Annotated in this window: 30 protein-coding genes; 22 read left to right on the plus strand and 8 right to left on the minus strand. The window is 65.1% G+C overall.

Features of this window, described 5'->3' with window-relative positions; translation table 11 throughout:
* Nucleotides 1-41: 41 nt before the first annotated feature.
* The 6 genes from GQB03_RS00350 (at nucleotide 42) to GQB03_RS00375 (ending at nucleotide 5,315) form a co-directional block, all read left to right on the plus strand.
* A complete protein-coding gene (locus GQB03_RS00350) occupies nucleotides 42-329 on the plus strand; it encodes a 2Fe-2S iron-sulfur cluster-binding protein (protein WP_159682643.1) in 288 nt (95 codons plus the stop codon).
* A gap of 78 nt (nucleotides 330-407) precedes the next feature.
* A complete protein-coding gene (locus tag GQB03_RS00355; protein ID WP_159682646.1) occupies nucleotides 408-770 on the plus strand; it encodes a 2Fe-2S iron-sulfur cluster-binding protein in 363 nt (120 codons plus the stop codon).
* Between the two features lie 19 nt (nucleotides 771-789).
* Entirely contained in the window at nucleotides 790-1,362 is a 573-nt protein-coding gene (locus GQB03_RS00360) for a nitrogen fixation protein NifQ (protein ID WP_159682649.1), read from the plus strand.
* Nucleotides 1,341-2,279 carry an ADP-ribosyl-[dinitrogen reductase] hydrolase gene (draG, locus tag GQB03_RS00365; RefSeq protein WP_159682652.1) on the plus strand — a complete coding sequence of 313 codons (939 nt, stop codon included), beginning with the start codon at nucleotides 1,341-1,343 and terminating at the stop codon, nucleotides 2,277-2,279. Before GQB03_RS00360 ends, draG begins: the two co-directional genes overlap by 22 nt.
* Nucleotides 2,280-2,433: 154 nt before the next feature.
* Nucleotides 2,434-3,984 carry a TIR domain-containing protein gene (locus GQB03_RS00370; RefSeq protein WP_159682656.1) on the plus strand — a complete coding sequence of 517 codons (1,551 nt, stop codon included), beginning with the start codon at nucleotides 2,434-2,436 and terminating at the stop codon, nucleotides 3,982-3,984.
* 293 nt (nucleotides 3,985-4,277) lie between these two features.
* Nucleotides 4,278-5,315: a porin gene (locus GQB03_RS00375; RefSeq protein WP_235026912.1), complete on the plus strand. Its 1,038-nt coding sequence runs from the start codon at nucleotides 4,278-4,280 to the stop codon at nucleotides 5,313-5,315.
* Nucleotides 5,316-5,441: 126 nt separating this feature from the next.
* Here GQB03_RS00375 and GQB03_RS00380 read toward each other — a convergent pair whose 3' ends face one another.
* The 5 genes from GQB03_RS00380 to GQB03_RS00400 form a co-directional block, all read right to left on the minus strand.
* The gene (locus GQB03_RS00380) at nucleotides 5,442-5,810 is read right to left on the minus strand and encodes a Rieske (2Fe-2S) protein (protein WP_200832053.1); all 369 of its coding nucleotides are present in this window, start codon (nucleotides 5,808-5,810) and stop codon (nucleotides 5,442-5,444) included.
* Nucleotides 5,811-5,826: 16 nt separating this feature from the next.
* Entirely contained in the window at nucleotides 5,827-6,231 is a 405-nt protein-coding gene (locus GQB03_RS00385; protein ID WP_159682663.1) for a bacteriohemerythrin, read from the minus strand.
* Nucleotides 6,231-6,803 carry a hypothetical protein gene (locus GQB03_RS00390; RefSeq protein WP_159682665.1) on the minus strand — a complete coding sequence of 191 codons (573 nt, stop codon included), beginning with the start codon at nucleotides 6,801-6,803 and terminating at the stop codon, nucleotides 6,231-6,233. Before GQB03_RS00390 ends, GQB03_RS00385 begins: the two co-directional genes overlap by 1 nt.
* A 23-nt stretch (nucleotides 6,804-6,826) precedes the next feature.
* Complete coding sequence (locus GQB03_RS00395) at nucleotides 6,827-7,663, minus strand: SIR2 family protein (protein WP_159682669.1); 837 nt, start codon at nucleotides 7,661-7,663, stop codon at nucleotides 6,827-6,829.
* A gap of 155 nt (nucleotides 7,664-7,818) precedes the next feature.
* Nucleotides 7,819-8,703 (minus strand): NAD(+)--dinitrogen-reductase ADP-D-ribosyltransferase, encoded by an 885-nt coding sequence (locus GQB03_RS00400; RefSeq protein ID WP_159682671.1) that lies wholly within the window; start codon nucleotides 8,701-8,703, stop codon nucleotides 7,819-7,821.
* 115 nt (nucleotides 8,704-8,818) lie between these two features.
* Between GQB03_RS00400 and nifH the strand changes: the two genes are divergently transcribed.
* From nifH to nifM, 15 genes are all read left to right on the plus strand, one after another.
* Nucleotides 8,819-9,706: a nitrogenase iron protein gene (gene nifH / locus GQB03_RS00405; RefSeq protein ID WP_159682674.1), complete on the plus strand. Its 888-nt coding sequence runs from the start codon at nucleotides 8,819-8,821 to the stop codon at nucleotides 9,704-9,706.
* A gap of 64 nt (nucleotides 9,707-9,770) precedes the next feature.
* Nucleotides 9,771-11,243: a nitrogenase molybdenum-iron protein alpha chain gene (nifD, locus tag GQB03_RS00410; RefSeq protein ID WP_159682676.1), complete on the plus strand. Its 1,473-nt coding sequence runs from the start codon at nucleotides 9,771-9,773 to the stop codon at nucleotides 11,241-11,243.
* Between the two features lie 60 nt (nucleotides 11,244-11,303).
* Nucleotides 11,304-12,872 carry a nitrogenase molybdenum-iron protein subunit beta gene (gene nifK, locus GQB03_RS00415; RefSeq protein WP_159682678.1) on the plus strand — a complete coding sequence of 523 codons (1,569 nt, stop codon included), beginning with the start codon at nucleotides 11,304-11,306 and terminating at the stop codon, nucleotides 12,870-12,872.
* 75 nt (nucleotides 12,873-12,947) lie between these two features.
* Nucleotides 12,948-13,175: a putative nitrogen fixation protein NifT gene (gene nifT, locus GQB03_RS00420; protein ID WP_159682680.1), complete on the plus strand. Its 228-nt coding sequence runs from the start codon at nucleotides 12,948-12,950 to the stop codon at nucleotides 13,173-13,175.
* Between the two features lie 21 nt (nucleotides 13,176-13,196).
* The gene (locus tag GQB03_RS00425; RefSeq protein WP_159682682.1) at nucleotides 13,197-13,388 is read left to right on the plus strand and encodes a 4Fe-4S binding protein; all 192 of its coding nucleotides are present in this window, start codon (nucleotides 13,197-13,199) and stop codon (nucleotides 13,386-13,388) included.
* A 72-nt stretch (nucleotides 13,389-13,460) separates the two neighbouring features.
* The gene (locus GQB03_RS00430; protein ID WP_159682684.1) at nucleotides 13,461-14,192 is read left to right on the plus strand and encodes a dinitrogenase iron-molybdenum cofactor N-terminal domain-containing protein; all 732 of its coding nucleotides are present in this window, start codon (nucleotides 13,461-13,463) and stop codon (nucleotides 14,190-14,192) included.
* On the plus strand, nucleotides 14,189-14,452 hold the full coding sequence (locus tag GQB03_RS00435; RefSeq protein ID WP_159682686.1) for a DUF6129 family protein: 264 nt from the start codon (nucleotides 14,189-14,191) through the stop codon (nucleotides 14,450-14,452). Before GQB03_RS00430 ends, GQB03_RS00435 begins: the two co-directional genes overlap by 4 nt.
* Nucleotides 14,442-15,236 carry a 4Fe4S-binding leucine-rich repeat protein gene (locus tag GQB03_RS00440; RefSeq protein WP_159682688.1) on the plus strand — a complete coding sequence of 265 codons (795 nt, stop codon included), beginning with the start codon at nucleotides 14,442-14,444 and terminating at the stop codon, nucleotides 15,234-15,236. The genes GQB03_RS00435 and GQB03_RS00440 overlap by 11 nt, the downstream gene beginning before the upstream one ends.
* Nucleotides 15,233-16,210: a hypothetical protein gene (locus GQB03_RS00445; RefSeq protein WP_159682690.1), complete on the plus strand. Its 978-nt coding sequence runs from the start codon at nucleotides 15,233-15,235 to the stop codon at nucleotides 16,208-16,210. Before GQB03_RS00440 ends, GQB03_RS00445 begins: the two co-directional genes overlap by 4 nt.
* 150 nt (nucleotides 16,211-16,360) lie before the next feature.
* Entirely contained in the window at nucleotides 16,361-17,500 is a 1,140-nt protein-coding gene (gene nifV, locus GQB03_RS00450) for a homocitrate synthase (RefSeq protein ID WP_159682692.1), read from the plus strand.
* Nucleotides 17,493-18,284 (plus strand): serine O-acetyltransferase, encoded by a 792-nt coding sequence (cysE, locus tag GQB03_RS00455; RefSeq protein WP_159682695.1) that lies wholly within the window; start codon nucleotides 17,493-17,495, stop codon nucleotides 18,282-18,284. Before nifV ends, cysE begins: the two co-directional genes overlap by 8 nt.
* 14 nt (nucleotides 18,285-18,298) lie before the next feature.
* Nucleotides 18,299-18,841 carry a hypothetical protein gene (locus GQB03_RS00460; RefSeq protein ID WP_159682697.1) on the plus strand — a complete coding sequence of 181 codons (543 nt, stop codon included), beginning with the start codon at nucleotides 18,299-18,301 and terminating at the stop codon, nucleotides 18,839-18,841.
* Between the two features lie 10 nt (nucleotides 18,842-18,851).
* The gene (gene nifW / locus GQB03_RS00465; protein WP_159682700.1) at nucleotides 18,852-19,193 is read left to right on the plus strand and encodes a nitrogenase-stabilizing/protective protein NifW; all 342 of its coding nucleotides are present in this window, start codon (nucleotides 18,852-18,854) and stop codon (nucleotides 19,191-19,193) included.
* A 31-nt stretch (nucleotides 19,194-19,224) separates the two neighbouring features.
* The gene (locus GQB03_RS00470; protein WP_159682702.1) at nucleotides 19,225-19,683 is read left to right on the plus strand and encodes a nitrogen fixation protein NifZ; all 459 of its coding nucleotides are present in this window, start codon (nucleotides 19,225-19,227) and stop codon (nucleotides 19,681-19,683) included.
* 15 nt (nucleotides 19,684-19,698) lie between these two features.
* A complete protein-coding gene (nifM, locus tag GQB03_RS00475) occupies nucleotides 19,699-20,517 on the plus strand; it encodes a nitrogen fixation protein NifM (RefSeq protein ID WP_159682704.1) in 819 nt (272 codons plus the stop codon).
* A gap of 100 nt (nucleotides 20,518-20,617) precedes the next feature.
* On the opposite strand, the gene GQB03_RS00480 is transcribed toward nifM, so the two are convergent.
* The 3 genes from GQB03_RS00480 to GQB03_RS00490 all read right to left on the minus strand — a co-directional run bounded on the left by GQB03_RS00480 (nucleotide 20,618) and on the right by GQB03_RS00490 (nucleotide 23,245).
* Complete coding sequence (locus tag GQB03_RS00480; RefSeq protein WP_159682707.1) at nucleotides 20,618-21,250, minus strand: PEP-CTERM sorting domain-containing protein; 633 nt, start codon at nucleotides 21,248-21,250, stop codon at nucleotides 20,618-20,620.
* A gap of 235 nt (nucleotides 21,251-21,485) precedes the next feature.
* Nucleotides 21,486-21,716 carry a sulfurtransferase TusA family protein gene (locus tag GQB03_RS00485; protein ID WP_159682710.1) on the minus strand — a complete coding sequence of 77 codons (231 nt, stop codon included), beginning with the start codon at nucleotides 21,714-21,716 and terminating at the stop codon, nucleotides 21,486-21,488.
* A 101-nt stretch (nucleotides 21,717-21,817) separates the two neighbouring features.
* Nucleotides 21,818-23,245 (minus strand): M48 family metalloprotease, encoded by a 1,428-nt coding sequence (locus GQB03_RS00490; RefSeq protein WP_200832054.1) that lies wholly within the window; start codon nucleotides 23,243-23,245, stop codon nucleotides 21,818-21,820.
* 89 nt (nucleotides 23,246-23,334) lie between these two features.
* On the opposite strand from GQB03_RS00490, the gene moaC reads away from it, so the two are divergent.
* The gene (gene moaC, locus GQB03_RS00495; RefSeq protein ID WP_159682713.1) at nucleotides 23,335-23,814 is read left to right on the plus strand and encodes a cyclic pyranopterin monophosphate synthase MoaC; all 480 of its coding nucleotides are present in this window, start codon (nucleotides 23,335-23,337) and stop codon (nucleotides 23,812-23,814) included.
* Nucleotides 23,815-23,822 lie beyond the last annotated feature (8 nt).

The following is a 23,822-nucleotide window of genomic DNA, read 5'->3' on the forward strand; positions in this document are numbered from 1 at the left end:
CGCACCACGCCTTCATCCCACGACCTGAACCGGAGTCCGCCATGCCCAAAGCAAAAGTCACCTTCCAGGATATCGGCGTCAGCGTCACCGTCCCTGCCGGCACCCGTCTCATCGAGGTCTCGGAAAAGGTCGGCGCCGGCATCACCTACGGCTGCCGTGAAGGCGAATGCTGCACCTGCCTGACCAGGATCGTTTCCGGTGCGGAAAACCTCGCCGCGCCCTCGGTGCTGGAGGACCAGGTGCTCAAGGACAACCTCGCCCCGCGCGCGCACCGGCTGGCCTGCCAGGCGCAGATCCTCGGCGGCGACGTGGTCGTCAGACCGGCCTGAGCGCAAAACCGCTACACAAGACACCCCCAATCCGCAAACAGAGAAAACCCGCCCCACCCACTTTCTGGAGAATGCATCATGGCACTCGTAACTTTCAGCAGCACAATGCACAAGGACAAGACGGTGTACGCCGTCGCCGGCAGCCACACCCAGACGATCCTGTCGCTGGCCAAGGAAAACCACATCCCGATCGACTTCGGCTGCCAGGAAGGCGACTGCGGCACCTGCCTGGTCAAGGTCTCGTCGGTCGACGGCAAACGCAGCCCCATGGGCGGCCCGCTCAACATCCGCGAGGTCGCGGTGCTCAAGGAGATGGGCAAGGTCACCAAGGGCGAGATCGAGAAGATGTACGTCGACGATATCCCGCCCAACCACTGGCGGCTGGCCTGCCAGATGGTGGTCCGCGACGAGGACATCCTGGTCGAATACCCGAGCAAGTGAGCGCCCGGAGGCCGCGCCGATGAACGCCTTGGGTCGCATGGAAATCCGCGCAGCGATGCTGTCCGACCTGCTCGACGCGGGCGGCGCACCGGCGCTCCTCAATGATCCGAACCGCCCGCTGCTGGCCAGCATGATCGCCGGCCAGGCGGCGGGCCAGGGCTGCCTTCCGGCACACCTCGGGCTCGGCCCGGCACGCTTCTCGGAGCTTCTCGCCCGGCTCTTTCCCGGCACGCCGGTGTTCCTGGTGCGGCGCGAAATCGAGGAGATCCCCGAACTCGACGACTTGCGCAAGCTGCTGCTCGACCACCGCGCCCACCCGGGCGTGAGTGCCGAATGGATGGCCGACATCGTCGCCACCGCCTGTGCCGGCCGCGACCACCTGTGGCAGGACCTCGGGCTCGCCAACCGCGACGAGCTCAGCCGCCTGATGCGTCTGAACTTCAAACCGCTGGCCGACCAGAACGTCGGCGACATGAAGTGGAAGAAGTTCCTCTACAAGCAGTTCTGCGCGGCGGAAGGCATCTATGTCTGCCCCGCGCCCTCGTGCGGCGAATGTGCCGACCACCCCAAATGCTTCGGCCCCGAAACCTGAACCCCACCGGCTCGCCGGCGCAGGGGGCCGACGACACCCTGCGCCGGCGAGCGATCGCCGCCTACCTCGGGCTCGCCATCGGCGACGCACTCGGCGCCACTGTCGAGTTCATGACACCCAACGAGATCCGTCACAAATTCGGCGAGCACCGCGAGATGGTCGGCGGCGGCTGGCTCAAACTCAAGCCTGGCCAAGTCACCGACGACACCTCGATGTCGCTCGCGCTGGGCGAGGCCATCCTCGCCAACGGCCGCGTCGACGCCCTCGCCACGGCCCGCGCCTTCGATGCCTGGATGCGCGCCAAGCCGGTGGACATCGGCAACACCGTGCGGCGCAACCTGATCAGCTGGCGCCGCAGCGGCGAGCCCGAGGCGCCGCCTTCCGAGCACGACGCCGGCAACGGCGCGGCGATGCGCGTGCTGCCGCTGGCGCTCGCCACCTACGGCCACCCGCCGGAAGACATCGTCGCCGCCAGCCGCGCCCAGGCCCACGTGACCCATAACAACGAACTCTCCGACGCGGCCTGCGAGACCCTGGTCGCGATGCTGCACGCCTATTTTGCCGACGACCCGGCCGCCGCGAAGCGCCATATCGCGACCCTCGTCGAAAACCGCCCCCAGTACGCCCACGACCGCAAACGCTGCGAGAACCCCAGCGGCTATGTTGTCGACACCCTGCACGCAGTTTTCCAGGCGCTGGCCGCGCACAACGATTTCGAAGGCTGCCTGATCGACGTGGTGAACCGCGGCGGCGACGCCGACACCACCGGCGCCATCGCCGGCATGCTGGCCGGCGCGCGTGCCGGGCTCGAGGCGATCCCGCCACGCTGGCTGAAGGCCCTCGATCCGCAGGTGCGAAGCCAGTGTGAGACGCAGGCGGTGGCACTACTGGTGCGGGTGGCACGGCGGCATGCCTGAGCCGGCTCGGCGCGCTTGATCAGCGCATTCCGTACAGCTAGGCTGACGCAGCAAGAGCCGCCCCGAAAAGGCAGTCGGGGCAACTGAATGCGCTGCGGAGGGCTGCGACAGGCCCGCTCCCCGCACACGAGCAACCCACACGAGAGACGCGTCCATGACGGCCGAGATCATCGCGCGATTGAAGGTCTTCGTGTCCTACGCGCGCAGCGACGGCAGCGCACTTGCCGAAGAGCTGGTGACGGCACTCGAGGTGGCGGGATTCGAGGGCTATCTCGATCGCCATGACATCTCCGCCGGCGAGGACTGGGAACAGCGCCTGGACACGCTGATCCGCCAGGCGGACACGGTGGTCTTTCTCATCACCCCCAGTGCGGTGGCGTCGGAACGCTGCACCTGGGAACTCGATCTGGCGCGGGCGCTGGCAAAACGCATCATCCCGGTCCTCGGCCTGCCATGCGCTGAGGCAACCATCCCCGTAGACCTGCGCCGACTCAACTTCATAAACTTTGCACCGGGCAATTCGTTCGCGCGCGGACTCGGCCAGCTGGTCGGCGCCCTGAGACTCGACCTGGACTGGATTCGCGAGCACACCCGCCTCGGAGAGCTCGCACAGCGCTGGGAGATCCGCGAACGCGTGGAAGCCCTGCTGCTGCGTGACGAGGAGCTCGCGGCAGCACAGGAGTGGCTGACCAACTGGCGAGCGGAGCTGCCCGCCGCCACGGAGGCCCAGCGCAGCTACATCGCTGCGAGTGCCGACGCGCAAGAAAGGCGGCATGACGAGGAGCGCAAGCGCAACGACGAGATGGCACGTGCCAACACCGAGCGCGCCGCCGCACTTGCCCGCCAGGAGCAGGCGATGCGCGCCCTGCGGCGCCGGACCATCCTCGCGGGTATCGGCGTGGCCGCGCTCTCCGCCGGACTGGCAGGCACCACGGTGTGGGCGATGAAGCAGCGCGAGCGGGCGCTTGAGTTCTACATCCGCCGCGAGTCGCTACGCCGCGACATCGCGGGGCAGATCGTCGCCTACGCAGCAGCACCCGGGCAGTTCGCGATCGATAGCGGCCCGAGCGGGAGCTCGCCCTACACGACGGCCCTGCTCGAAGAGCTGGCTCCACCCGGGGTGTCCTTGTGGAGCGCCCTGTCGGCCACCTCGACCCGGGTGAACCGCAGCTCGAAGGGCGATCAGCGCCCCTTCATCTCGTCCGACATGAACGGCGACCTGTACCTGAGCCAGCCCTCCCCGACACGACGGCAGCATGCCCTGGTCATCGCGGTGGGCCGCTATCCGCAGATCCCGGGCGTCCAGTTCGACGGTGTCTACAAGGATCTCGCCGAATGGGAGAAATTCCTCACCGCACGGGGTTTCACGTTCGCGGGCCTGCGCGACCCGACCCTCGACGAACTGCGCCATGCGCTGGACGGACTGAGCATCGGCGCCACCGCCCCTCCGGCCGCGCCCGACAAGGGGAAGGCGTCTACCGCTCCCGAAGCGCCGCCCGACACCCTGCTGCTGGTGGTGTACTCCGGCATGGGCTTCCACTTCGGCGGAGAAAAGTACATCGGCTGCAAGGACGTCACACTCAAGGACGCCAGGGAAGCGACGCCGGCCCCGGATCTGCCCGGCGCGCTACGGGTGAGCGAACTTGAGAAACGTGCCCGCCGGCTGGCCGCCGCATCGGTGCTGGTCTACGACACCCAATTCTAGTGGGCCTTTGCAGGACGATGATCTCGCGCCGACGACACGAAACCGCAAAACTCGGGTGTTATAGAGGAGGCCCGGGCAGTGCGCTGCCCGGCGCGGGACGGTGCTTATCCGGTTCGCCATTGTGGATCCGGTGGGTTGCCCTTCTGAATTCACCGCTTCGATCGTATGCTTGGAGAAGAGGCCTGAAAACTGCGTCGTTGGGCGCAGCGCTCCATCCGGAGATCGGACGCCCGTAGTACGAAATCCCGATTCAATCAACAAGGAAGATCTGCATCAACAAGAAACTGATTGCGCTGACCGTCTCCGGCCCGCGCGCCGTCCCGGCTTTTGCCCAATCGAACGTCACCATCTACGGTACCGCCGGCGCCTACTTCGGCCTGGTCAATGGCAAGCAGACCACCACCGGCAAGAGCGACACCGCCGCGGTGGTCGGCAGCGGCCTGCTGTCCGGCTACCGCCTTGGCTTCAAAGGCTCCGAGGATCTGGGCAATGGCCTCAAGGCCGAGTTCGCGCTCGAACAGGGCTTCAACAGCGATGACGGCTCGAGCTCGAGCGGTCGCACCTTCCACCGCCAGGCCTATGTCGCGCTGAGCAGCAGCATGGGCAAGGTCGGCCTCGGCCGCCAATACGCACCGGGCTATGCAGCGACCTCGACCTACGAAGCCACCGGTGGCGCAGCCATCGCACCGCAGGTGATCCTCGCCGGGGCCGGTTTCAAGATCCAGCCGGGCTCGAGCCAGCGTATCGACAACTCGATCACCTATGCGTCGCCGAACTTTGGTGGCCTTACGATCAACGGCATCTGGGGTGTCGGAACCGAAGACGCCACCGACGAGAAAGCGGGCCGCTTGTTGTCGATTGGTGCCAACTACGCCAATGGGCCGATCGGCATCGCCTACGTCTACAACCAGCAGAACTCGACCACCAACGGCAACGACAAGCAGCGCGAGCACTACCTGGGCGGCTCTTATGACCTGGGCATGGTCAAGCTGCTGGCCAGTTACCAGACCCTGGGCGGCGACACCGGCATGGGCGGCGGTCTTGCTGCTGCCGACGCGAAGATGTGGGAAATCGGCGGCATCGTGAAGGTTGGCGCCGGCAACGTGCACGTCGGCTACGGCATGCTGAACTCCGACGCAGCCAAGTCTGACGCCAAGTCCCTCGCCATCGCCTATACCCAGAACCTGTCCAAACGCACCACCGCGTACGCGGGCATCAACCGCACCAGCAATGACGATGCGGTTTCGTACGGGCTTACCGGTAGCAACGGTCTCGATCGCGCCGGCGAAGCCCAGACCATCTACGCCGTGGGTGTTCGCCACAAGTTCTGATCGCCACGCGGCCAATCGAATCGACGGGCGCCGCATGGCGCCCGTTTTCCATCTCCTGCCGCAGCAGTTCTTGAACGGTATCGCGCAGCGGCGGCGCCGGCCCATCCCCCGACGCAATCGGTACCCTCAGCGCGGGCCCGGCAGCGCCTTGACCCGCCGATCCACGATCCACACGCCTTCCGCATCCTCCGCCAGTTCTATCGCGGTCAGTCGCTTGCCGTTGCAGATCTCGCTCATCGATTCGCCCGACAGCGGGTCATAGACGATGCCGTGCATCGAGCAGCGCAGGTAGCGGCCGCTCGCATCGAACACGGTGCTTTTTTCGCAATCGAGCTCGCGCGGCATGTGCACGCACAGGTTCCGGAAGGCGAGGCAAGTGCCCCTGTGGCGGAACACGAACGCCATGATCGGCTCGCTGTCGTAGGCCACGGCGAGCCGCAGGTAGGCGCCGTCAACAAGCTCGTCGCTGGCACAGACGCGGATTCGCTGGTTCATGGCGGTGGCCATCCGCTCAGCGCATCGCGCCCGAAGGCTCGGCTGCCATCGCCTTCAGGCGCGCGGCGAGCGCCGCGTCCATGGTGCGCAGGTGCGTCTCGAACCAGCCGGGCAGGCTTTCCAGCCAGACACGGGGCGTCGCCAGTCGGCCGGCACGCACCCGCGTGCCCATGTGGGCGATTTCGCCGAGTACCCGCAGGTGCTCGGCGTGGTGCTCGCCGATGGCCGGAAAGCGGCATTCGCGCATGAGCTTGCCTTCGTGTTCGAAATGTAGCCGGGTGTGCTCGGCGAGCTGCTCGAACAGGTCCGCGAACCCGGCATCGCTGGCCGAGGCCAGCGCCGTCACGAGTTCGACGAATTCCCGGTGCGTGGCGTCCATTTCAGCGACGCCGAGCACATGAGCGTCATCGCGCCACTGCATCAGATCGCGCCGTGGTTTTCGCGCTTGGCCGAGGTGGTGCTGGCCATCGCCTCTTCAACGGACTTCTCGGGAAACTTGAAGCGGTGATCGATCAATGCCCGGTATACGGTGACAACCTTGTCAGCGGCGCTCTGACCCTTGAAGTCGCTCTTCTCGAGCGCCACGAGGTCGATCAGCTCGTTCCAGGCCATGCCCTGAACCAACGGAATGAAAACCAGCCGGGCACCATTAGTCGTGGTGACAAAGGGGTCCGGAATGTTGACGGTGAACAGTACCGCCACCGAACCGGTCTTCAAGCCGTCGCCGAACTTCTCGATCAGGAAGGGGAATTCCTGCAGGGTGTCGAGCGAGCCCGACAGCAGCATGACCTGGTCCGCCGAGGTGAGCAGCGCGACCTGCTTGAGCACGTGCACCGGCGGCTTGCGGCGACCCTGCGCGTCGGCCACCTCGCCCTCCTTCAGCACCAGCTCGCCACGATAGGCGACCCAGCCCGATTCGGAGGCGTTCTCGCGAAAATTGGCGTTGAAGTAGAGTGGTTCGTAACGGTCCATCAAGGTGCTTTCTACCAGCATGGGTTTCTCCCGAGTTCAATTGTTCAGGCCGGTTCGCCGACCCGGATCAAGTCAAAGACATCGGCATCGATGATCTCGAGGCCGACCTTCCTGCAATAGCGCTGCTCCTTGGCCGTGGGCTCGGCGATGAACACCCAGCCGGCCGGCTCTGCAGCACTGAAGATGATGTCGGCCATGACCATGCGCTCGGTGTCGCGGTTGAGCCGCATGCCCAGCAGCAGGTAACGTTTGCCCTTGCGCAGTTCCTTGAGCTGGGGCGGGATCGCGTAGCCGCCCATCAGCTCGGTGATGTAATCGACATAGTCGGCATCGGAGGCGATGTAGGTCGGGTCGGGACGCGGCGTACCCATCGGCTTGAAGAGGATCGGGCAGCGCATGTCGAGTTCGTCGACCGGGCTGTAGACGCCGCCGTCCCAGTGGAAAAGCTTGTAGCGGAAGGCGGTGCCGGCCATGCGCGCGATGCCGACGATCAGGTTGTGCGGCACGCCGGCGTATGAATCCTGCAGCTGCGTATCGCGATTGATGTCGATGACGTAGGGTGGCAGGAAGGATCCCAGCCAGTCGTGCACCTCGCCGCGGGTCCATTCGGCCTCGCCGTAGGTGCGGTTGAGGAAGCGGGTCACCGCGCTGCGGCCACGCTTGAGTTCGACATTCATCGCCGCACGCGGAAACTCGTACATGAGCTTGGGCGCCATCGGCCGCCCCTCGTTCATGGCGATGATCAACGAATCGCTGTCGGCAGGGATCGGTGCGCCGCTGACGGGGTTCTTGACGTCGGCCAGAACACCCGGCCCGAAGTAGGGAACAATGCTGCCGTCCTTGAGACCGGCGAGCAGTTCTTCACGCAGTTGTTGGTTCATGACACTTGCCCTGGGCGATGGATTACCCCTCTTGAGCAAGTTCCGGGCCCATGCCGAAAGCACGCAGACAGGCGCTTTCCGGCCGATGCGCATGTCGGATTGTGGGTTTTGCTACACCGATAGGTGAAGGCTTGGAGGCATTCGGGACAAGCGGCCTACAGGGTCGCGAGCGTCACCGAGGCCACGCCGCCGATCACCAGGAACTCGTCTTCACCCTGCAGCACCCCGGGGAAGAGGCCGCACAGGAAGAAAATCTTGGTGAGCGGAATCTCGGCGGTCAGGATGTAGTCGCCGAACTCGCCGGCGCGATCGCGGCTGCTGGTGAAGGAACTCAGGTTGTTGAGCAGGATGGTGCGCAGGCCGCCCTCGCCCCACTTGAGCACTTCGTAGTCGCCGACGCGATTCACGCCGCGGTAGAGCGTGACATGGTGGGCGCCGGGATGGCGCAGGGCGAGCTCGCGCTGGGTGTACGCGTAGACGAGGTCAAGCTGCGCCTCCAGCGAATTGGTGCCATAGACGCCGCGGGCACGCTGCTCCTGGTAACGCAGATATGCCTCGCCCGCCGGATCGCGCAGCGGCTGGCCGTGATAGCGCGGCACCAGGCCGAAGCGCGATTCCACCCAGCCCTTGAGCACCGCGCCCTCGCGACTGTCCGAATCGAAGCTCCAGCCGCGGATGATGCGCTCATAGTTGGCTCGCACGCGCGCCTTGCCGCGCCCGGAAAAGCCCGAATCCTCTGGCCGCGCGAAGCGGAAATACACCGTCATGTAGTCGCGGAAGACCTCGGGATGGCGCTCGGGCGGTGCAGCATCGAGGCGCCGCCAGAGGTCGGCATGCAGTTCGGCGACCCCATCGATGAGCAGCGGCGCGGGGTGCTGCTGGTAGGTCAGGCTGCCGATGATGACCGCCGGGAGGTTGCAGCGGTTGATCGGCAGTCGTGCCTTGCGCGGCAGTGTGGGTTTGTCATTACCCCGACGTTTCGTAGGGGCTTTGTCGCAATTCCGCGTTTCCTCACAAGCCGGAAAATTGTGATTTTTCATTTTTCATTCAAAGGCTTGCAGCCTGTCAGTCGATCTGGCACGCAACGTGCAGGAGTTGGGGCGCGACTCTCAACGATCCCACGCAAATCGACTGACAGACTAAGGAGGTTACACCATGGCAAAGCTTCGTCAATGTGCCATCTACGGCAAAGGCGGCATCGGCAAGTCCACCACCACCCAGAACCTGGTTGCGGCACTGGCCGAGTCCGGCAAGAAGGTCATGATCGTCGGCTGCGATCCCAAGGCCGACTCCACCCGACTCATCCTCCACAGCAAGGCGCAGACCACGGTCATGCACCTGGCTGCCGAGGCCGGCTCGGTTGAGGACCTCGAACTCGAAGACGTGCTGTCCGTCGGTTTCGGCGGCATCAAGTGCGTCGAGTCCGGTGGCCCCGAGCCCGGCGTCGGCTGTGCCGGCCGCGGCGTGATCACCGCGATCAACTTCCTCGAAGAGGAAGGCGCCTACGACGAGGACCTCGACTTCGTGTTCTACGACGTGCTCGGCGACGTGGTGTGCGGCGGTTTCGCGATGCCCATCCGCGAGAACAAGGCCCAGGAAATCTACATCGTGTGCTCGGGCGAGATGATGGCCATGTATGCGGCCAACAACATCTCCAAGGGCATCGTGAAGTACGCCAACTCGGGCGGCGTGCGCCTCGCCGGCCTGATCTGCAACAGCCGCAACACCGACCGCGAGGACGAACTGATCATGGCCCTGGCAGCCCGCCTCGGCACCACCATGATCCACTTCGTGCCGCGCGACAACGCAGTTCAGCACGCCGAGATCCGCCGCATGACGGTCATCGAATATGACGCCAAGCACAAGCAGGCCGACGAGTACCGTCAACTCGCCAAGAAGATCAACGACAACACCAACTTCGTCATCCCGACCCCGATCGAGATGGAAGAACTGGAAGAGCTGTTGATGGAATTCGGAATCATGGAGCAGGAAGACGAAAGCATCATCGGCAAGACCGCCGAAGAACTCGCCGCCTCCGCCTGACCACGCTTTTCGACTTTTGCCGGTGGCCGGCGCAGATGAGCGCGGCCACCGAAGGAGAAATGAAATGGCTGTTTTGACCCGTGAAGAAACCGAGGCCCTGATCGCCGAGGTACTCGAAGTTTATCCCGACAAGGCCAAGAAGGACCGCGCCAAGCACCTGGCGGTCAACGACCAGTCGGTCGAACAATCCAAGAAGTGCATCACCTCCAACCGCAAGTCGCTGCCGGGCGTGATGACCATCCGCGGCTGCGCCTATGCAGGCTCGAAGGGCGTGGTGTGGGGTCCGATCAAGGACATGATCCACATCTCCCACGGCCCGGTCGGCTGCGGCCAGTACTCCCGCGCCGGACGCCGCAACTACTATGTCGGCACCACCGGTGTCGACAGCTTCGGCACGATGAACTTCACCTCCGACTTCCAGGAGAAGGATATCGTCTTCGGCGGAGACAAGAAGCTCGCCAAGCTGATCGAGGAGATCGAGCAGCTGTTCCCGTTGCACAAGGGCATCTCGGTGCAGTCCGAGTGCCCGATCGGCCTGATCGGCGACGACATCGAGGCCGTCTCCAAGAAAGCCTCGGCGGCCATCGACAAGCCGGTCGTGCCGGTGCGCTGCGAAGGTTTCCGCGGCGTGTCGCAATCGCTCGGCCACCACATCGCCAACGACACCATCCGTGACTGGGTGCTCGACAAGCGTGACGGCAAGGCCTACGACTCGACCCCCTACGACGTGGCCATCATCGGCGACTACAACATCGGCGGCGACGCCTGGGCATCGCGCATCCTGCTCGAGGAGATGGGCCTGCGGGTGGTTGCCCAGTGGTCCGGCGACGGCACCATCGCGGAGATGATGAACACCCCGAAGGTCAAGCTCAACCTGCTGCACTGCTACCGCTCGATGAACTACATCAGCCGCCACATGGAAGAGAAGTACGGCATCCCCTGGATGGAGTACAACTTCTTCGGCCCGACCAAGATCATCGAGTCGCTGCGCAAGATCGCCGACTTCTTCGACGATTCCATCCGCGAGAAGTGCGAGCAGGTGATCGCCCGCTACCAGCCGATGATGGACGAGATCATCGCCAAGTACAAACCGCGCCTGCAGGGCAAGAAGGTGATGCTCTACGTCGGCGGCCTGCGCCCGCGTCACGTGATCGGCGCCTACGAGGACCTCGGCATGGAAGTGGTCGGCACCGGCTACGAGTTCGCCCACAACGACGACTACGACCGCACCATCAAGGAAATGGGCAACGCCACGCTGCTCTACGACGACATCACCGGCTTCGAGTTTGAGGAGTTCGTCAAGCGCATCAAGCCCGACATGGTCGGCTCCGGCATCAAAGAGAAGTACATCTTCCAGAAGATGGGCATCCCGCTTCGCCAGATGCACTCCTGGGACTACTCCGGCCCTTACCACGGCTACGACGGCTTCGCGATCTTCGCCCGCGACATGGACATCGCCCTCTCCAACCCGGTGTGGCACAACATGACGCCGCCGTGGAAGAAGGCCGAACCCGAAGCCGCGCAGAAAGCCGCCTGACCCTACCCCATCATCTTGCGCCCGCATCCGCGAATGGGCGGTGCGGGCAAGGAGATTGCAATGCAAACCGCAGACAAGATCAATCCCTGCTACCCGCTGTTCCGTGACGACGACTACAAGGAGTCGCTCGGCAACAAGAAGGCGCAGTTCGAAGAAGGTCACGACGCCGGCAAGGTTTTCGAGACCTTCATGTGGACCACCACCCAGGAATACCAGGATCTCAACTTCAAGCGCGAGGCGCTGACCGTCGATCCCGCCAAGGCCTGCCAGCCGCTCGGCGCGGTGCTGTGCGCCTCGGGCTACCACAAGACCCTGCCCTATGTGCATGGCTCGCAGGGTTGCGTCGCCTACTTCCGCACCTACTTCAACCGCCACTTCAAGGAGCCCTGCTCCTGCGTGTCGGACTCGATGACCGAGGACGCAGCCGTGTTCGGTGGCCAGAAGAACATGTTCGACGGCCTGCCCAACGCCAAAGCCCTGTACCAGCCCGAGATGATCGCGGTGTCGACCACCTGCATGGCCGAGGTCATCGGTGACGACCTCAACGCCTTCATCAACAACTCGAAGAAGGAAGGTCACATCGCCCAGGACTTCCCGATCCCCTTCGCCCACACCCCGTCCTTCGTCGGCTCGCATACCACCGGCTGGGACAACATGGAAGAAGGCATCCTGCGCAACCAGACCCTCAACGAGATGGAAGGCAAGAAGGTCGGCAGCAACGGCAAGCTCAACATCGTGCCGGGCTTCGAGACCTACCTGGGCAACTACCGCGTGGTCAAGCGCATGCTCACCGAGATGGGCGTCGAATACACCATGCTGTCCGATCCCTCGGAAGTCTTCGATACCCCCTCGGACGGCGAATTCCGCATGTACGCGGGCGGCACCACGATTGCCGAGATCAAGGACGCGCCGAACGCCTACACCACGCTGCTGATGCAACCGGCGCAACTCGAGAAGACCAAGAAGTTCGTCGAGAACACCTGGAACCACGAAGTACCCAAGCTCAACATCCCGATGGGTATCGACTGGACCGACGCCTTCCTTATGAAGGTCTCCGAGATCACCGGCAAGCCGATTCCCGAGTCGCTCGAGAAGGAACGCGGACGTGCCATGGACGTGCTCGCCGACAGCCACGCCTGGCTGCACGGCAAGAAGTTCGCGCTCTACGGCGATCCGGACTTCGTCATGGGCATGGTCAAGATCCTGCTCGAGTGCGGCGCCGAGCCGATCCATGTGCTCTCCCACAACGCCAACAAGCGCTGGGGCAAGGCGGTGCAGAAGATGCTCGACGAGAGCCCCTTCGGCGCCAACTGCAAGGTCTATGTCGGCAACGACCTGTGGCACATGCGCAGCCTGTGCTTCACCAACAAGCCCGACTTCCTGATCGGCAACTCGTATGGCAAGTACATCCAGCGCGACACCCGCCACAAGGGCGAAGCCTTCGAAGTGCCGCTGATCCGGCTCGGTTTCCCTCTGTTCGACCGTCATCACCTGCATCGCCAGACGACGATGGGCTACGAGGGCATGATCCAGATCGTCACCACCCTGACCAATGCGGTCCTTGAGCAGCTCGACAAGGAAACCATCGGCATGGGCACGACGGACTACAACTTCGACCTGGTTCGCTAAGGCGAGTCTGCACGGCGCGGCGGAAGACCGTTCTTCCGCCCGCCCTTCACTCATCACCCACTGCGAAGGTACCCCATGGCCAACATCATGATCCGGCAGGCGGACAACGGCGGACTGGTCTTCTATCTCCCCAAGCGGGATCTCGAAGCCAGCATCCAGTCGATCGAGTTCGACAGCCCCGAAAAATGGGGTGGCGAACTCAAACTGGACAACGGCGGGGCCTACTACATCGACCCCATCGCCAGGCCGCCGCGCCTGCCCATCTCATTGCGAGCCAAGCGCCTCGGCGCCGCCGAGGACTGACACGGATTCAGGAGAAACCTCATGGCAATGACTATCGATCCCGACATGTGCACCGCCTGCGACGACTGCCGGCCGGTGTGTCCGACCAAATCCATCAAGAAGGGCAAGATCTTCTACACGATCGACGCCTCGACCTGCACCGAGTGTGACGGCCACGCCGACGCACCGCTGTGTGTCGACGTCTGCCCGTCTGGCTGCATCAGCCCGGCCTGATTTTTCCGGGTCTTGAGCCGAGCGCCGGGTCCGCCCGGTGCTCCACTGAAGATTCCGACCAGGAGCGCAAAGATGTCCGATACCCCCATCGCCTCACGCGAAGCCGCCCTTCGCATCGCACTCGCCGCGCGCGCCCTCGACGGGCTCGACATACGCGAACTGCTCGGCGCATTGACCGAAAAACTCGAGGTACCGCTGACCGAGGCAAAGCTCGGCACGCTGACGGTCGAAGACCTGAGGCAGATCCTTGCCGGCGATTTCGCCGAACAGGGCTGCCATGTCGGCGTCACCAACGACCAGCTCAAGCAGGCGGTACGCATGCTGTGGGGCCAGGGCGTCGAGTCGAACGATTTCCCGGCGGTCGAGGGTGAAGCCGACACCACGCCGGCCGGCTCGATCCGGGTCGCCATCGCTGCCAACCGCGGCGAGAACCTCGACGGCCACTTCGGCTCGTGCGACCGCTTCCTGGTCTATCAGGTCAGCGTCGATGCGATGCGCCTGGTCGGGGTGCGCAGCACCGCCGAAGCCGATGCCGAGGAAGACAAGAACGCATCGCGCGCGGCGCTGATCAACGACTGCCAGATCGTCTACGTGCAATCGATCGGCGGCCCTGCGGCGGCCAAGGTGGTCAGGGCCGGTGTCCACCCGGTCAAGAAGCCAGACGGCGGCGAGGCCCGCACGGTGCTCGCCGAACTGCAGCAGAGCCTCGGCAGCCCGCCGCCCTGGCTGGCCCGCATCATGGGCGTTCCGGCTGCCTCGCTGGCACGTTTCGAAGCCGACATCGAGGCGGAGGAATCGACATGATCAGCGCGGAACAACTCGCCGCGGTGACTACCGCCGCTACACGCGACGCCGGCATCGCGACACTGCGCCAGCAGTTTCCCGAACTGCACTTCTCGATCTGCAGCGAGGACGACGTCTCGCCCCGCTACCGCCCGGCCAGCGACGCGAGCAGTCACCACCTGTTCCTGATCGCCGGCGCGTCGGGTCATTGCCTCGAGCTGACCAACGACCCGGACATCGCCACCGGGATCCTGCTGGCCGAAAAGGTCGATGCCGACTGAGTCTGACCGCTTCGTGCCACGCTCCGGCGCACCGGCCGATGCGGCCGGGCTGTGCGCCGGCTGTGCCTATGCCGCCGACTTCCTGGCGCACGGGCAGTGCCAGCCGGGCGATATCTGCATCCGGGCGCACAGCGGTCGGCAGATCGATCGCTTCATGCGCAGGAACCCGCAGGAAGCGTCGAAGTTCCTCGATGACCTGTTCTGGGAACGACGCGCCATCGCCGCCCGCCACGCGCCGGCCGAAGAGGTGTACCGCCTGCGCGACGACGTCGACGAGGTGGTGCGCCGGGTGGTGGTGACGCGCCTGCCCGAGGCGCTGCTGGTGACCATGCTGTCCGACCCGGACCGCGAGGTCCGGCTCTCGGTGGCCACCCGTCTGCCGGCCGAGCTGCTGCCGCGGATGACCCGCGACCCGGACTACCTGATCCGCGCAACCGTTGCCCGGCGCCTGCCACACGGTCAGCTCGTGGCGCTGGCGCGCGACCCCGAACGCGAGGTCCGCAAGATCGTCGCCGCGCGGCTGCCCTCGTTTGCACTGTCGCGGCTGGCCGACGACCGCGAGCCCGAAGTGCGCGCCATCGTCGCCGAACGGGCGCTTCCCGAACTTGCCGCGCTGATGATCCGGGACGAGGAGTGGTGGGTGCGGCTTGCCGCAGTCGCAACGGTACCGCCCGAATGCCTGCCCACCATCGCCGCCGACGATCCCGAAGCCGAGGTGCGCAATGCGGCGCGCGAACGCATGGATAACCTGACGCGCAGCAGCGCGCGAGAGAGCGAATCATGAAGACACCGCTGGCCTGGCCGGACCTTTGCAAGACACTTGCGGCCCCCCTCGTCGAGACCTGCACGCGAACCCCGGTGAGCGCCGGCGATGCCGGCCTGGTCAAGGCCCTGTCCACCGCACAGCCTGACTGGCGCTTCAGGCATGCGCTGTGCCGTGGCGGCTGGTATCGCCTCGGCGGGATCGTCGACGGCGCCGGCAACCGGGTTTCGGACAATCTCGAGGCCTGGGCAGAGCAAGCACTTGAACACCACGATGGCGACGTCGGCGCGCTGATCGACGCCGAGCAGGACCGTACGCTGTTCGCCACCCGACTGGTCGGCAACACTCACTACCTCGTCGCCTCGTCGGGCGAGGCTGGTGATGACTTCCTTCAGCTCGAGATCGAGGAGTTGCAGGAGGTACGTGCCCACCGGCTGTTCGACAACGAACCCGGCAGCATCGAGGAGATTGTCGATCCGCGCCTCGACGCCGACAGCCGCGCGGCAGCATCGCCGATCGGCCTGCCCTTCTACGCCTTCAGCCGTCTGCAGCATGTCGGCAGCTTCCTGCGGCGCATGCGCAGCCAGCGCACCGAGCCGGCCCCGATCCACCGAATGGTGGAGGACTGGGACCGTTCCAGCGCGGGTGCTGCATCGAGCTTCTGCAACCAGTGGGTGCTGGCGACCAGCGAACATCTCGACCGCTTCCGCCAGCCGGTACTGCGCGCCCAGCCGATCTGTGCCCAAGCGGGCGAGCCGCCCGCTTTCCGCGGCGATGCCACCGCAAACGGACTTGCGCTGGCCGACGCCCTGAGTCATTTCGACCGCCACTGCGGCTACCCGATGGCCTGGTATTTCCACATGCTGACCAGCCGCTCGGTTCCCTATGCCGTAGCCCAGACGGTGGTCGAGGATGCCCTCGCCGGACTTGCCTACCTTCCGGAGCGCGACGTCGCCGTGGTTCGCGGCTGGCTGCACCGCCCCTACTCCGCATAAGCCGCGGGTGCGCGCCGGAACATACGTGTGTCGTGTCGCATTCACGACACCGGTGCAACAACCCACTCCCTGAACCCCGAAAACTTCTTGTTATTTCAATAATTTAAAGGGTGGCATCCGCCTTGCTTAGGCTAACGCAAGGAGAACACCATGACCGCCCGATCCAGCATCATCATCAACGACACCACCCTGCGCGACGGCGAGCAGTCGGCCGGTGTGGCGTTTTCGCTGGACGAGAAGCTGGCGATCGCCACCCAGCTGGCCGCGATCGGCGTGCCGGAACTCGAGGTCGGCATTCCCGCCATGGGCGAGGAGGAGCGCGAATCGATCCGCGCCGTCGCCGGCCTCGGCCTGCCGGCCCGACTGATGGTCTGGAGCCGGCTGCGCCGTGAAGACATCACTGCCTGCGCCGGTCTCGGTGTGGATCTGGTGGATATCTCGGTGCCAGCCTCCGATCAGCACCTCGCCTTCAAGCTGGGCCGCGACCGCGACTGGCTGCTCAAGCGCCTGCCTGGCGTGATCACGGTGGCGCGCGCGCTCGGGCTGGAAGTCGGCCTGGGTTGCGAGGACGCCTCGCGCGCCGACATGGATTTCCTCTGCCGCCTCGCTGAGGCGGCGCAACGGGCCGGAGCACGCCGCCTGCGCTTCGCCGACACGCTCGGCATCCTCGAACCCTTCGGCACCTTCGAGCGAATCAGCCGCCTGCGCGCATCGACCGACCTCGAGATCGAGATGCATGCCCACGACGACCTGGGCCTGGCCACCGCCAACACCCTGGCCGCGTGCAAGGCTGGCGCCACCCACGTAAACACCACGGTCAATGGCCTCGGCGAGCGCGCCGGCAACGCACCGCTGGAAGAGGTGGTGCTGGGCCTGCGCAAGCTGCACGGCATCGAGACCGGCGTGGACCTGCGCGCCTTCCCCGAGCTGTCGCAGCGGGTGGCGATCGCATCCGGTCGCAGCGTCCCCTGGCAGAAGAGCATCGTCGGCGCGGGGGTGTTCACCCACGAAGCCGGCATTCATGTCGACGGGCTGCTCAAGCATCCCGACAACTACCAGGGCTTCGACCCGGCCGAGGTTGGCCAGGCGCACCGCATCGTGCTCGGCAAGCACTCCGGTTCACGCGCCGTCGAGCTGGTGTATTCGCGGCTCGGCATCAGCCTTGCGCCCAGCGAAGCCGACGCCCTGCTCACCCGCGTCCGCAACTTCGTGGCCCTTCACAAGCATCCACCGGAAAGCTCGGATCTTCACGATCTGCTGACCGCCGTACGGAGCCCGATCCATGTCTGAGACCATGACCATCACGCAAGCCACCGGCCCCTCGCAAAGTCTTTGGGAAACGCTCAAGGAAGATCTTGCCTGCGTCTTTCAGCGCGACCCCGCGGCACGCTCGACGATCGAAGTGATCAGTACCTATCCGGGCCTCCACGCCATCCTGCTGCACCGGCTGGCGCATCGCATGTGGCTCGCGCGCTGGCGCTACCCGGCGCGCTTCCTGTCCTTCCTCGGACGCATGTTCACCAACGTCGACATTCACCCCGGTGCCGAGATCGGCCGGCGATTCTTCATCGACCACGGCGCCTGCGTGGTGATCGGCGAGACCGCCGAGGTCGGCGACGACGTGACGCTCTACCACGGCGTCACGCTGGGCGGCACCTCGTGGAACAAGGGCAAGCGCCATCCCACCCTCGGCAGCGGCGTGGTGGTCGGGGCCGGCGCCAAGATCCTCGGGCCGATCGAGATCGGCGAACGGGTGCGGGTGGGTGCGAACTCGGTGGTGGTCAAGAACGTTCCCGCCGACCGCACCGTGGTCGGCGTACCGGGACGCATCGTCGACACCCGCCGCAACAGCCTGCTCGACAAGGACGGCAGCTTCAACCTCGATCACAACCAGATGCCCGACCCGGTGGCCAAGTCCATCGCCTGCCTGATCGACCGCATCGAGACGCTCGAGAAAGAACTCTGCGAACTGCGCAACGAGCCGCCACCACCCGCCCACGACGGCCAATGCCAGACCTGCTCCGCCGGCGATCTCTGCTGCGAGAGCGAAGCCATGCACGAAGCAATGCACTGAGGAACGAAGACGCCATGGACCTGCTCGATTTCACCGACTGCAAGCTCTATTTCGAGGACCCGCTGCCCCCTCGGGCGGCGAACCTGCTGTCGGCTGCGGCGGATGCCTACGGCGAACCCGAAGCGGAACTGTGCCTGCTGCGTGCCCATCTGCTGGCGCCGGAAAACCTCACCATCCTGGTGGGCCTGTACCGCTTCTACTTCTATCAGCACCGGCTCGAGGACGCCCTGCAGATCGCCGAGCGCGCCATGCACCTCGCCGCCCGCCACCTTGGCCTGCCGCCCGACTGGCGCCAGATTGACGAGCACAGTCTCGCCATCGCGGCGGCCTGCTCGTTCGGGCTGCTGCGCTTCTACCTGATTGCCATGAAGGCGAGCTGCGTGGTCTTGCTGCGGCTGCGCCGGATTGGCGAGGCCCGGCAACGCCTCGAGCGGCTCGGCACATTCGACACCCGCGACCAGCTCGGCGCGGCAAGACTGCTCGAGGTGATCGACCAGTTCCAGAATCCACCAGCCGTGGACCACGACGCATTTAACCCGGCCCTGGCCGCAGCCTGAGGAGTAAACCATGGACGATACCCTGAGCCTCGAAGACGCAATGGACGAGATGTCGTCCGCCGAGGATTTTCTGGACTACTTCGGCATTGACTACCAGCCCGACATCGTGAAGGTCAATCGACTCCACATCCTGCAGCGCTTCCATGACTACCTTGCCAAGAACGCGCCGGTGATGCCCGAAGACGAAGAGGCGGCCCGGGCCGTCTACACGCATTGGCTCGAACGCGCCTACCAGGACTTCGTAAACTCCGATGCGCTCACCGAGAAGGTCTTTGCGGTCTTCCAGCACACCCCCAACGAGGCCGGCGGCACTACCTCGTTCGTGTCCATCGACAAGGTCTTCCAGATCTAAGCACGGCAACCGCCATCCACGGAGCCCTCTCATGATCAATGCACAGTGGGACTACGGCCAGGCGGTGCGCCTGACCCGCAACGTTCGCAACGACGGCACCTACCCCGGCCTGCCGCCGGGTGCGCCGCTGGTACGTCGCGGCAGCGTCGGCTATGTGGTGGACGTCGGCACCTTCCTGCAGGACCAGGTCATCTACTCAGTCAATTTCCTCGACGAGGGACGAATCGTCGGCTGCCGCGAGGAAGAGCTGATCGGCGCCGACGATCCCTGGACGCCGTCCGCCTTCGAGTTCCGCGACAAGGTCCGCTGCGGACAAGCGCTCCCCCTCGGTGGGGAAGCGACGGTGCCGCAGGGCGCCGAGGGCGAGGTGCTCAAGGTGGTTCGCGATGCCCCCGGCGGCGTCGCCTACCACATCCATTTCGACTGCCTGCCCGGCCGTGTCCTGCAGATCCCGGAGCCGCTGCTGGAAGCCACGGGCCCGACCGACTGACCGGAGGATCGCACGATGCAGGATGGCTACCTGAACCTCAAGCTTTCATGGGAGCTCTTCAAGAAGGCACCCGATGCACTGCTCGCGGCGGAACGGCAGCGGCTGGACTCCATTGCGCGGCGACAGCACGAACTCGAGCGCGGCATCCTCGCCGCCCCTGAGGCGAGCGGGGTCGTCGTCCCCGACAACGCGGTCGCCAGCCGCGTCCTGGAAATCGCGGGGCGTTATCCTTCACACGAAGACTTCGAGCAGGAGATGGCCGTGCTCGGGCTCGACAAGGCCCGCCTGGGCGAAGCGCTTGCCCGTGAGCTGCGCGTGGAGGCGGTGCTGGAGAAGGTCGCCGGTGCGGTGCCGCCAGTCTCCGAAATCGATGCCGAGCTCTATTACCACGCCCACCTCGATGCCTTCGAGATACCCGAGGCCCGTTCCCTCCGCCATATCCTGATCACCTACAACGACCGCGAGGAAAAGGCGCGCGTGACGGTTCAGCTCAAGGTCCTGCGCAGCAACGCGCGTGGCGCGGAAGCCTTCGGCAAGGCTGCGCTGCGTCACTCGCAATGTCCGACCGCAATGCAGGAAGGCATCCTCGGCCTGGTGCGGCGGGGGCAACTCTACCCCGAGCTGGAGCCTGCGGCCTTTGCCCTCGCACGAGACGAGATCAGCGACGTGCTCGAATCCCCAATCGGCCTGCACATCCTGCGCTGCGACGCGATCCAGCCCCGCGGGCTTGCACCGTTTGCCGAGGTCGCCACACAGATCGGCGAACGTCTCAACGAGCGCCGCCGCCGCAAGGCCCAACAAGACTGGATACGCGAACAGGCGGTGCGCGCCTAGGCGCATGGCCCCGCACCGGCCGGGCCACGCCGTCGCCGGACCCGACTCCCATGAAGAAAGGCGCCCGCGGGCGCCTCTCCGTCAGGACATGCGCTGAGGGTCAGCGCTTGCGGCGCATGCCCAGGCCACCGAGTGCGCCAAGACCGGCAAGCAACAGCGCCGCGCTGCCCGGCTCGGGCACTGCGCTGGCCCGAGCGACCGGTGCGCTCACCAGCGACACCGCATCCAGAGAACCGCCGAGACCGTCGGGTCGGCCGACCGCCTTGAAGAGCAGGGTATCCATGCCCCCGCCCACGACGTCGAAACTGTAGATGTTCCAGTCATTGTCGCCGGTCGTATTGGTGCCGGTAAGGGTCGATAGCGAGACACCGTTCCAGAGCACCTCGATACCGTTCGTCCCGGCCGACTGGTACATCCTCGGGGAATAGGCGAAGGACAGCAGATAATGCGCATCCAGGTCGGTCTCGACCATCTGGCCGATCCAGGAATTGGTGGTGGTATCGAGTTCCACGAAATTGCTGCCGTCGAAAGCGCTGCCGACGACGTTGTTGCGGATCTCGACCTGCTTCGATCCGACGCTCCATCCCGGCAGGGTCGCCTGAATGGCCCAGCTACCCGCTGCGACCGGACTGGCGGTGAGCTCGAAGCTGCCGTTCTCGATCAGGTTGGCCTGGGCAATACAGGGAACCGCCATCGCGAACAGCGCTGTCCACACGAATCCGGAAAACTTCATTTGTCACGTCCGCACGTTACCTAGAGAAGGCTCGAATTCTGGGTGCCTGCGCGAACGGTTGGTGGACGTAAGTCACGGCCCGCAAGAAAGTCGGTCGAATGCTTCACGACAACGTGACGAACTGGACCGGAAAGGTGACGAGCAGCCTGCTGGCAGCAGAGGATTTTCCGAAGGCGCACGCGGCAGAAGAAAAATGGCCGCCCGAAGGCGGCCACTGCTGCGGGTAGCAAGACGCTTACTTGCGGCGCAGGAAGAATTCAAAAGCCTTGTCGACCGTTTCGCCTTGTGACACGAGCTCGTTGCCGGTCTGCTTGGCGAAAGCCTGGAAATCCTTGACCGAGCCGGGATCGGTCGACACGACCCGCAGTACCTTCCCGGCATCGAGTTCCGCCAGCGCCTTCTTGGCACGCAGAATCGGCAGCGGGCAGTTCAGCCCCCGTGCATCCACTTCCTTGTCGAAATTCATTCCTAGCCTTCCTTGCATGAAGAGAGTTGCCGGATGCGGTGGGTACACACATCGGAGGACACTGATTTTATTGCCTTGCAACAGTCGAGCGCAAACCCGCCTCAACGCGCCTCACGCTCCTGCTTCAGGCGCATCCGGAGTTCCCGCAGTCGCGCATCGACCGCGGAGAGCGTGTAGAAATCGGCGTCGCCCGCCCGCTGGGCGAGTTCGAGCTGCTCGACGGCGGCAGGCAGACTGCCTTGCAGCCGATAGACCTCGGCCTGGGCCCGGTGCCGGCCGGCCCGGCTGCCTCTCGCGAGTTCAGCCTTGCCGAGCAGGCTCCACAGGCGGTAATCGTCCGGCGCACTGACGATGTCCTTGCGTAGCAGATCCGACGCCGCCGCGGCCTGACCGGCCGCGATCAGCTCGTCGGCCATGCCATAGGCAAGGCTGCGGCTGAGCGGATGACGCTTGAGCCCTTCACGATATCGGGCCGCCGCCGCGGCATGATCGCCGCTTGCCGCCAGCAACTCCGCATCGAGGGCATCGACCATCGGGGAGGCAGGCGGATTGCGCTTGAGCACGGCCATGCTTGCGCGCGCCTCCGTCAGCTGCCCCGAGCGCAACAGGGCGCGCGTCAGTCCGTATCTCAGCGAAACATCGTCCGGCTTGCCCTTCAGCCGCGTCTCCAGGTCACGTGCCGCTTGCGCCGCTGAGCCCTGCAGCGCAAGCAGTTTGGCCTGCACCAGGCGGAACTCCAGCGAATCCGGCACCTGCCGGTAGCCGAGGCCCTGAACGCGATTCTCCATGTCGGTGATGCGGTCCGAGGTAAGCGGGTGGGTACGCAGATAGGCCGGCGCATTGTTCTCGTAGAGCCTGCTGTTGCGTTGCAGGCGCTCGAAAAAGGCCGGCATCCCGCGCACGTCGAAACCGGCCGCCTGCAGGGTCATCAAGCCGTTGCGGTCGGCCTCGCGCTCGAAATCACGGGTATAGGCGAGTTGTGACTGCAGGGCCGTCGCCTGGCCGGTGGCGATCGCAGCCTCGGCGGCCTGCGGGTTGCTGCTGGCGGCCAGAATCGCAACGATCATCGAGGCCAGCATCACCATGCCGGAACGCCCCTGGTTGCCGACCATGCGGGCGATGTGGCGCTGGGTCACGTGGGCAATCTCGTGCCCGAGCACGGACGCCAATTCCGACTCTGTGCCGGCGGCCAGCACCAACCCGGTATGCACACCGATGAAGCCGCCCGGCAAGGCGAAGGCGTTGAGGGTCGGGTCGCTCACCGCAAAGAAGCTGAAATCCACCCCGCTCGGCGCGGTTGCGGCAACCAGTCGCTGACCGAGACGGTTGAGATAACCCTCGACTTCGACATCGTCGAGATAGGCTGCCTCCCGCCAGCGGATCTCGCGCATCGCCTGCTCACCGATGCGCCGTTCGGCCTGCGGAGAAAGGTCGGCGGAACCGACATCCCCGAGATCGGGCAAACCGTCGGCAAAGGCGCGCGGCAGCACCAACACGCACAGCAGCAGGGAGGCGAGTCGTTTTTTCACGGTGCTATGATAGCGGGCCTTTCGATGCGGTTCCCGGCATCGTTGGTCGAGCTTGAAAGCAGCTGTAACCGGCACCGACGGAAATCTCAATGAGCGACTCTTTCACACACTTCGATGCCGACGGACAGGCCCACATGGTGGATGTCGGCGCCAAGGCCGAAACACGCCGCGTTGCCCGCGCCGAGGGTCGCATCGGCATGTTGCCCACCACACTCGCGATGGTCCTCGCAGGCAACAGCAAGAAAGGCGACGTGATCGGTATCGCGCGCATCGCGGCCATCCAGGGCGCCAAGCGCACCGCGGACCTGATTCCCCTGTGTCACCCGATTCCGCTCACCCGCGTGACCGTCGATTTCAGCATCGACGAGACAGCAAGCACAATCACGTGTCGCGCGGTCGCCGAAACGGTGGGGCGTACCGGCGTGGAAATGGAGGCGCTCACCGCGGTTCAGGTCGGCCTGCTGACGATCTACGACATGTGCAAGGCGGTCGACCGCGGCATGCGCATGGACGGCATCCGGCTGCTCGAGAAAGAGGGCGGCAAGTCCGGGCACTGGATCGCGGACTGAACGCTGCC

It is taken from the genome of Cognatazoarcus halotolerans (genome assembly GCF_009800965.1).
In the GTDB taxonomy this organism is placed as follows: Bacteria; Pseudomonadota; Gammaproteobacteria; order Burkholderiales; family Rhodocyclaceae; genus Cognatazoarcus; species Cognatazoarcus halotolerans.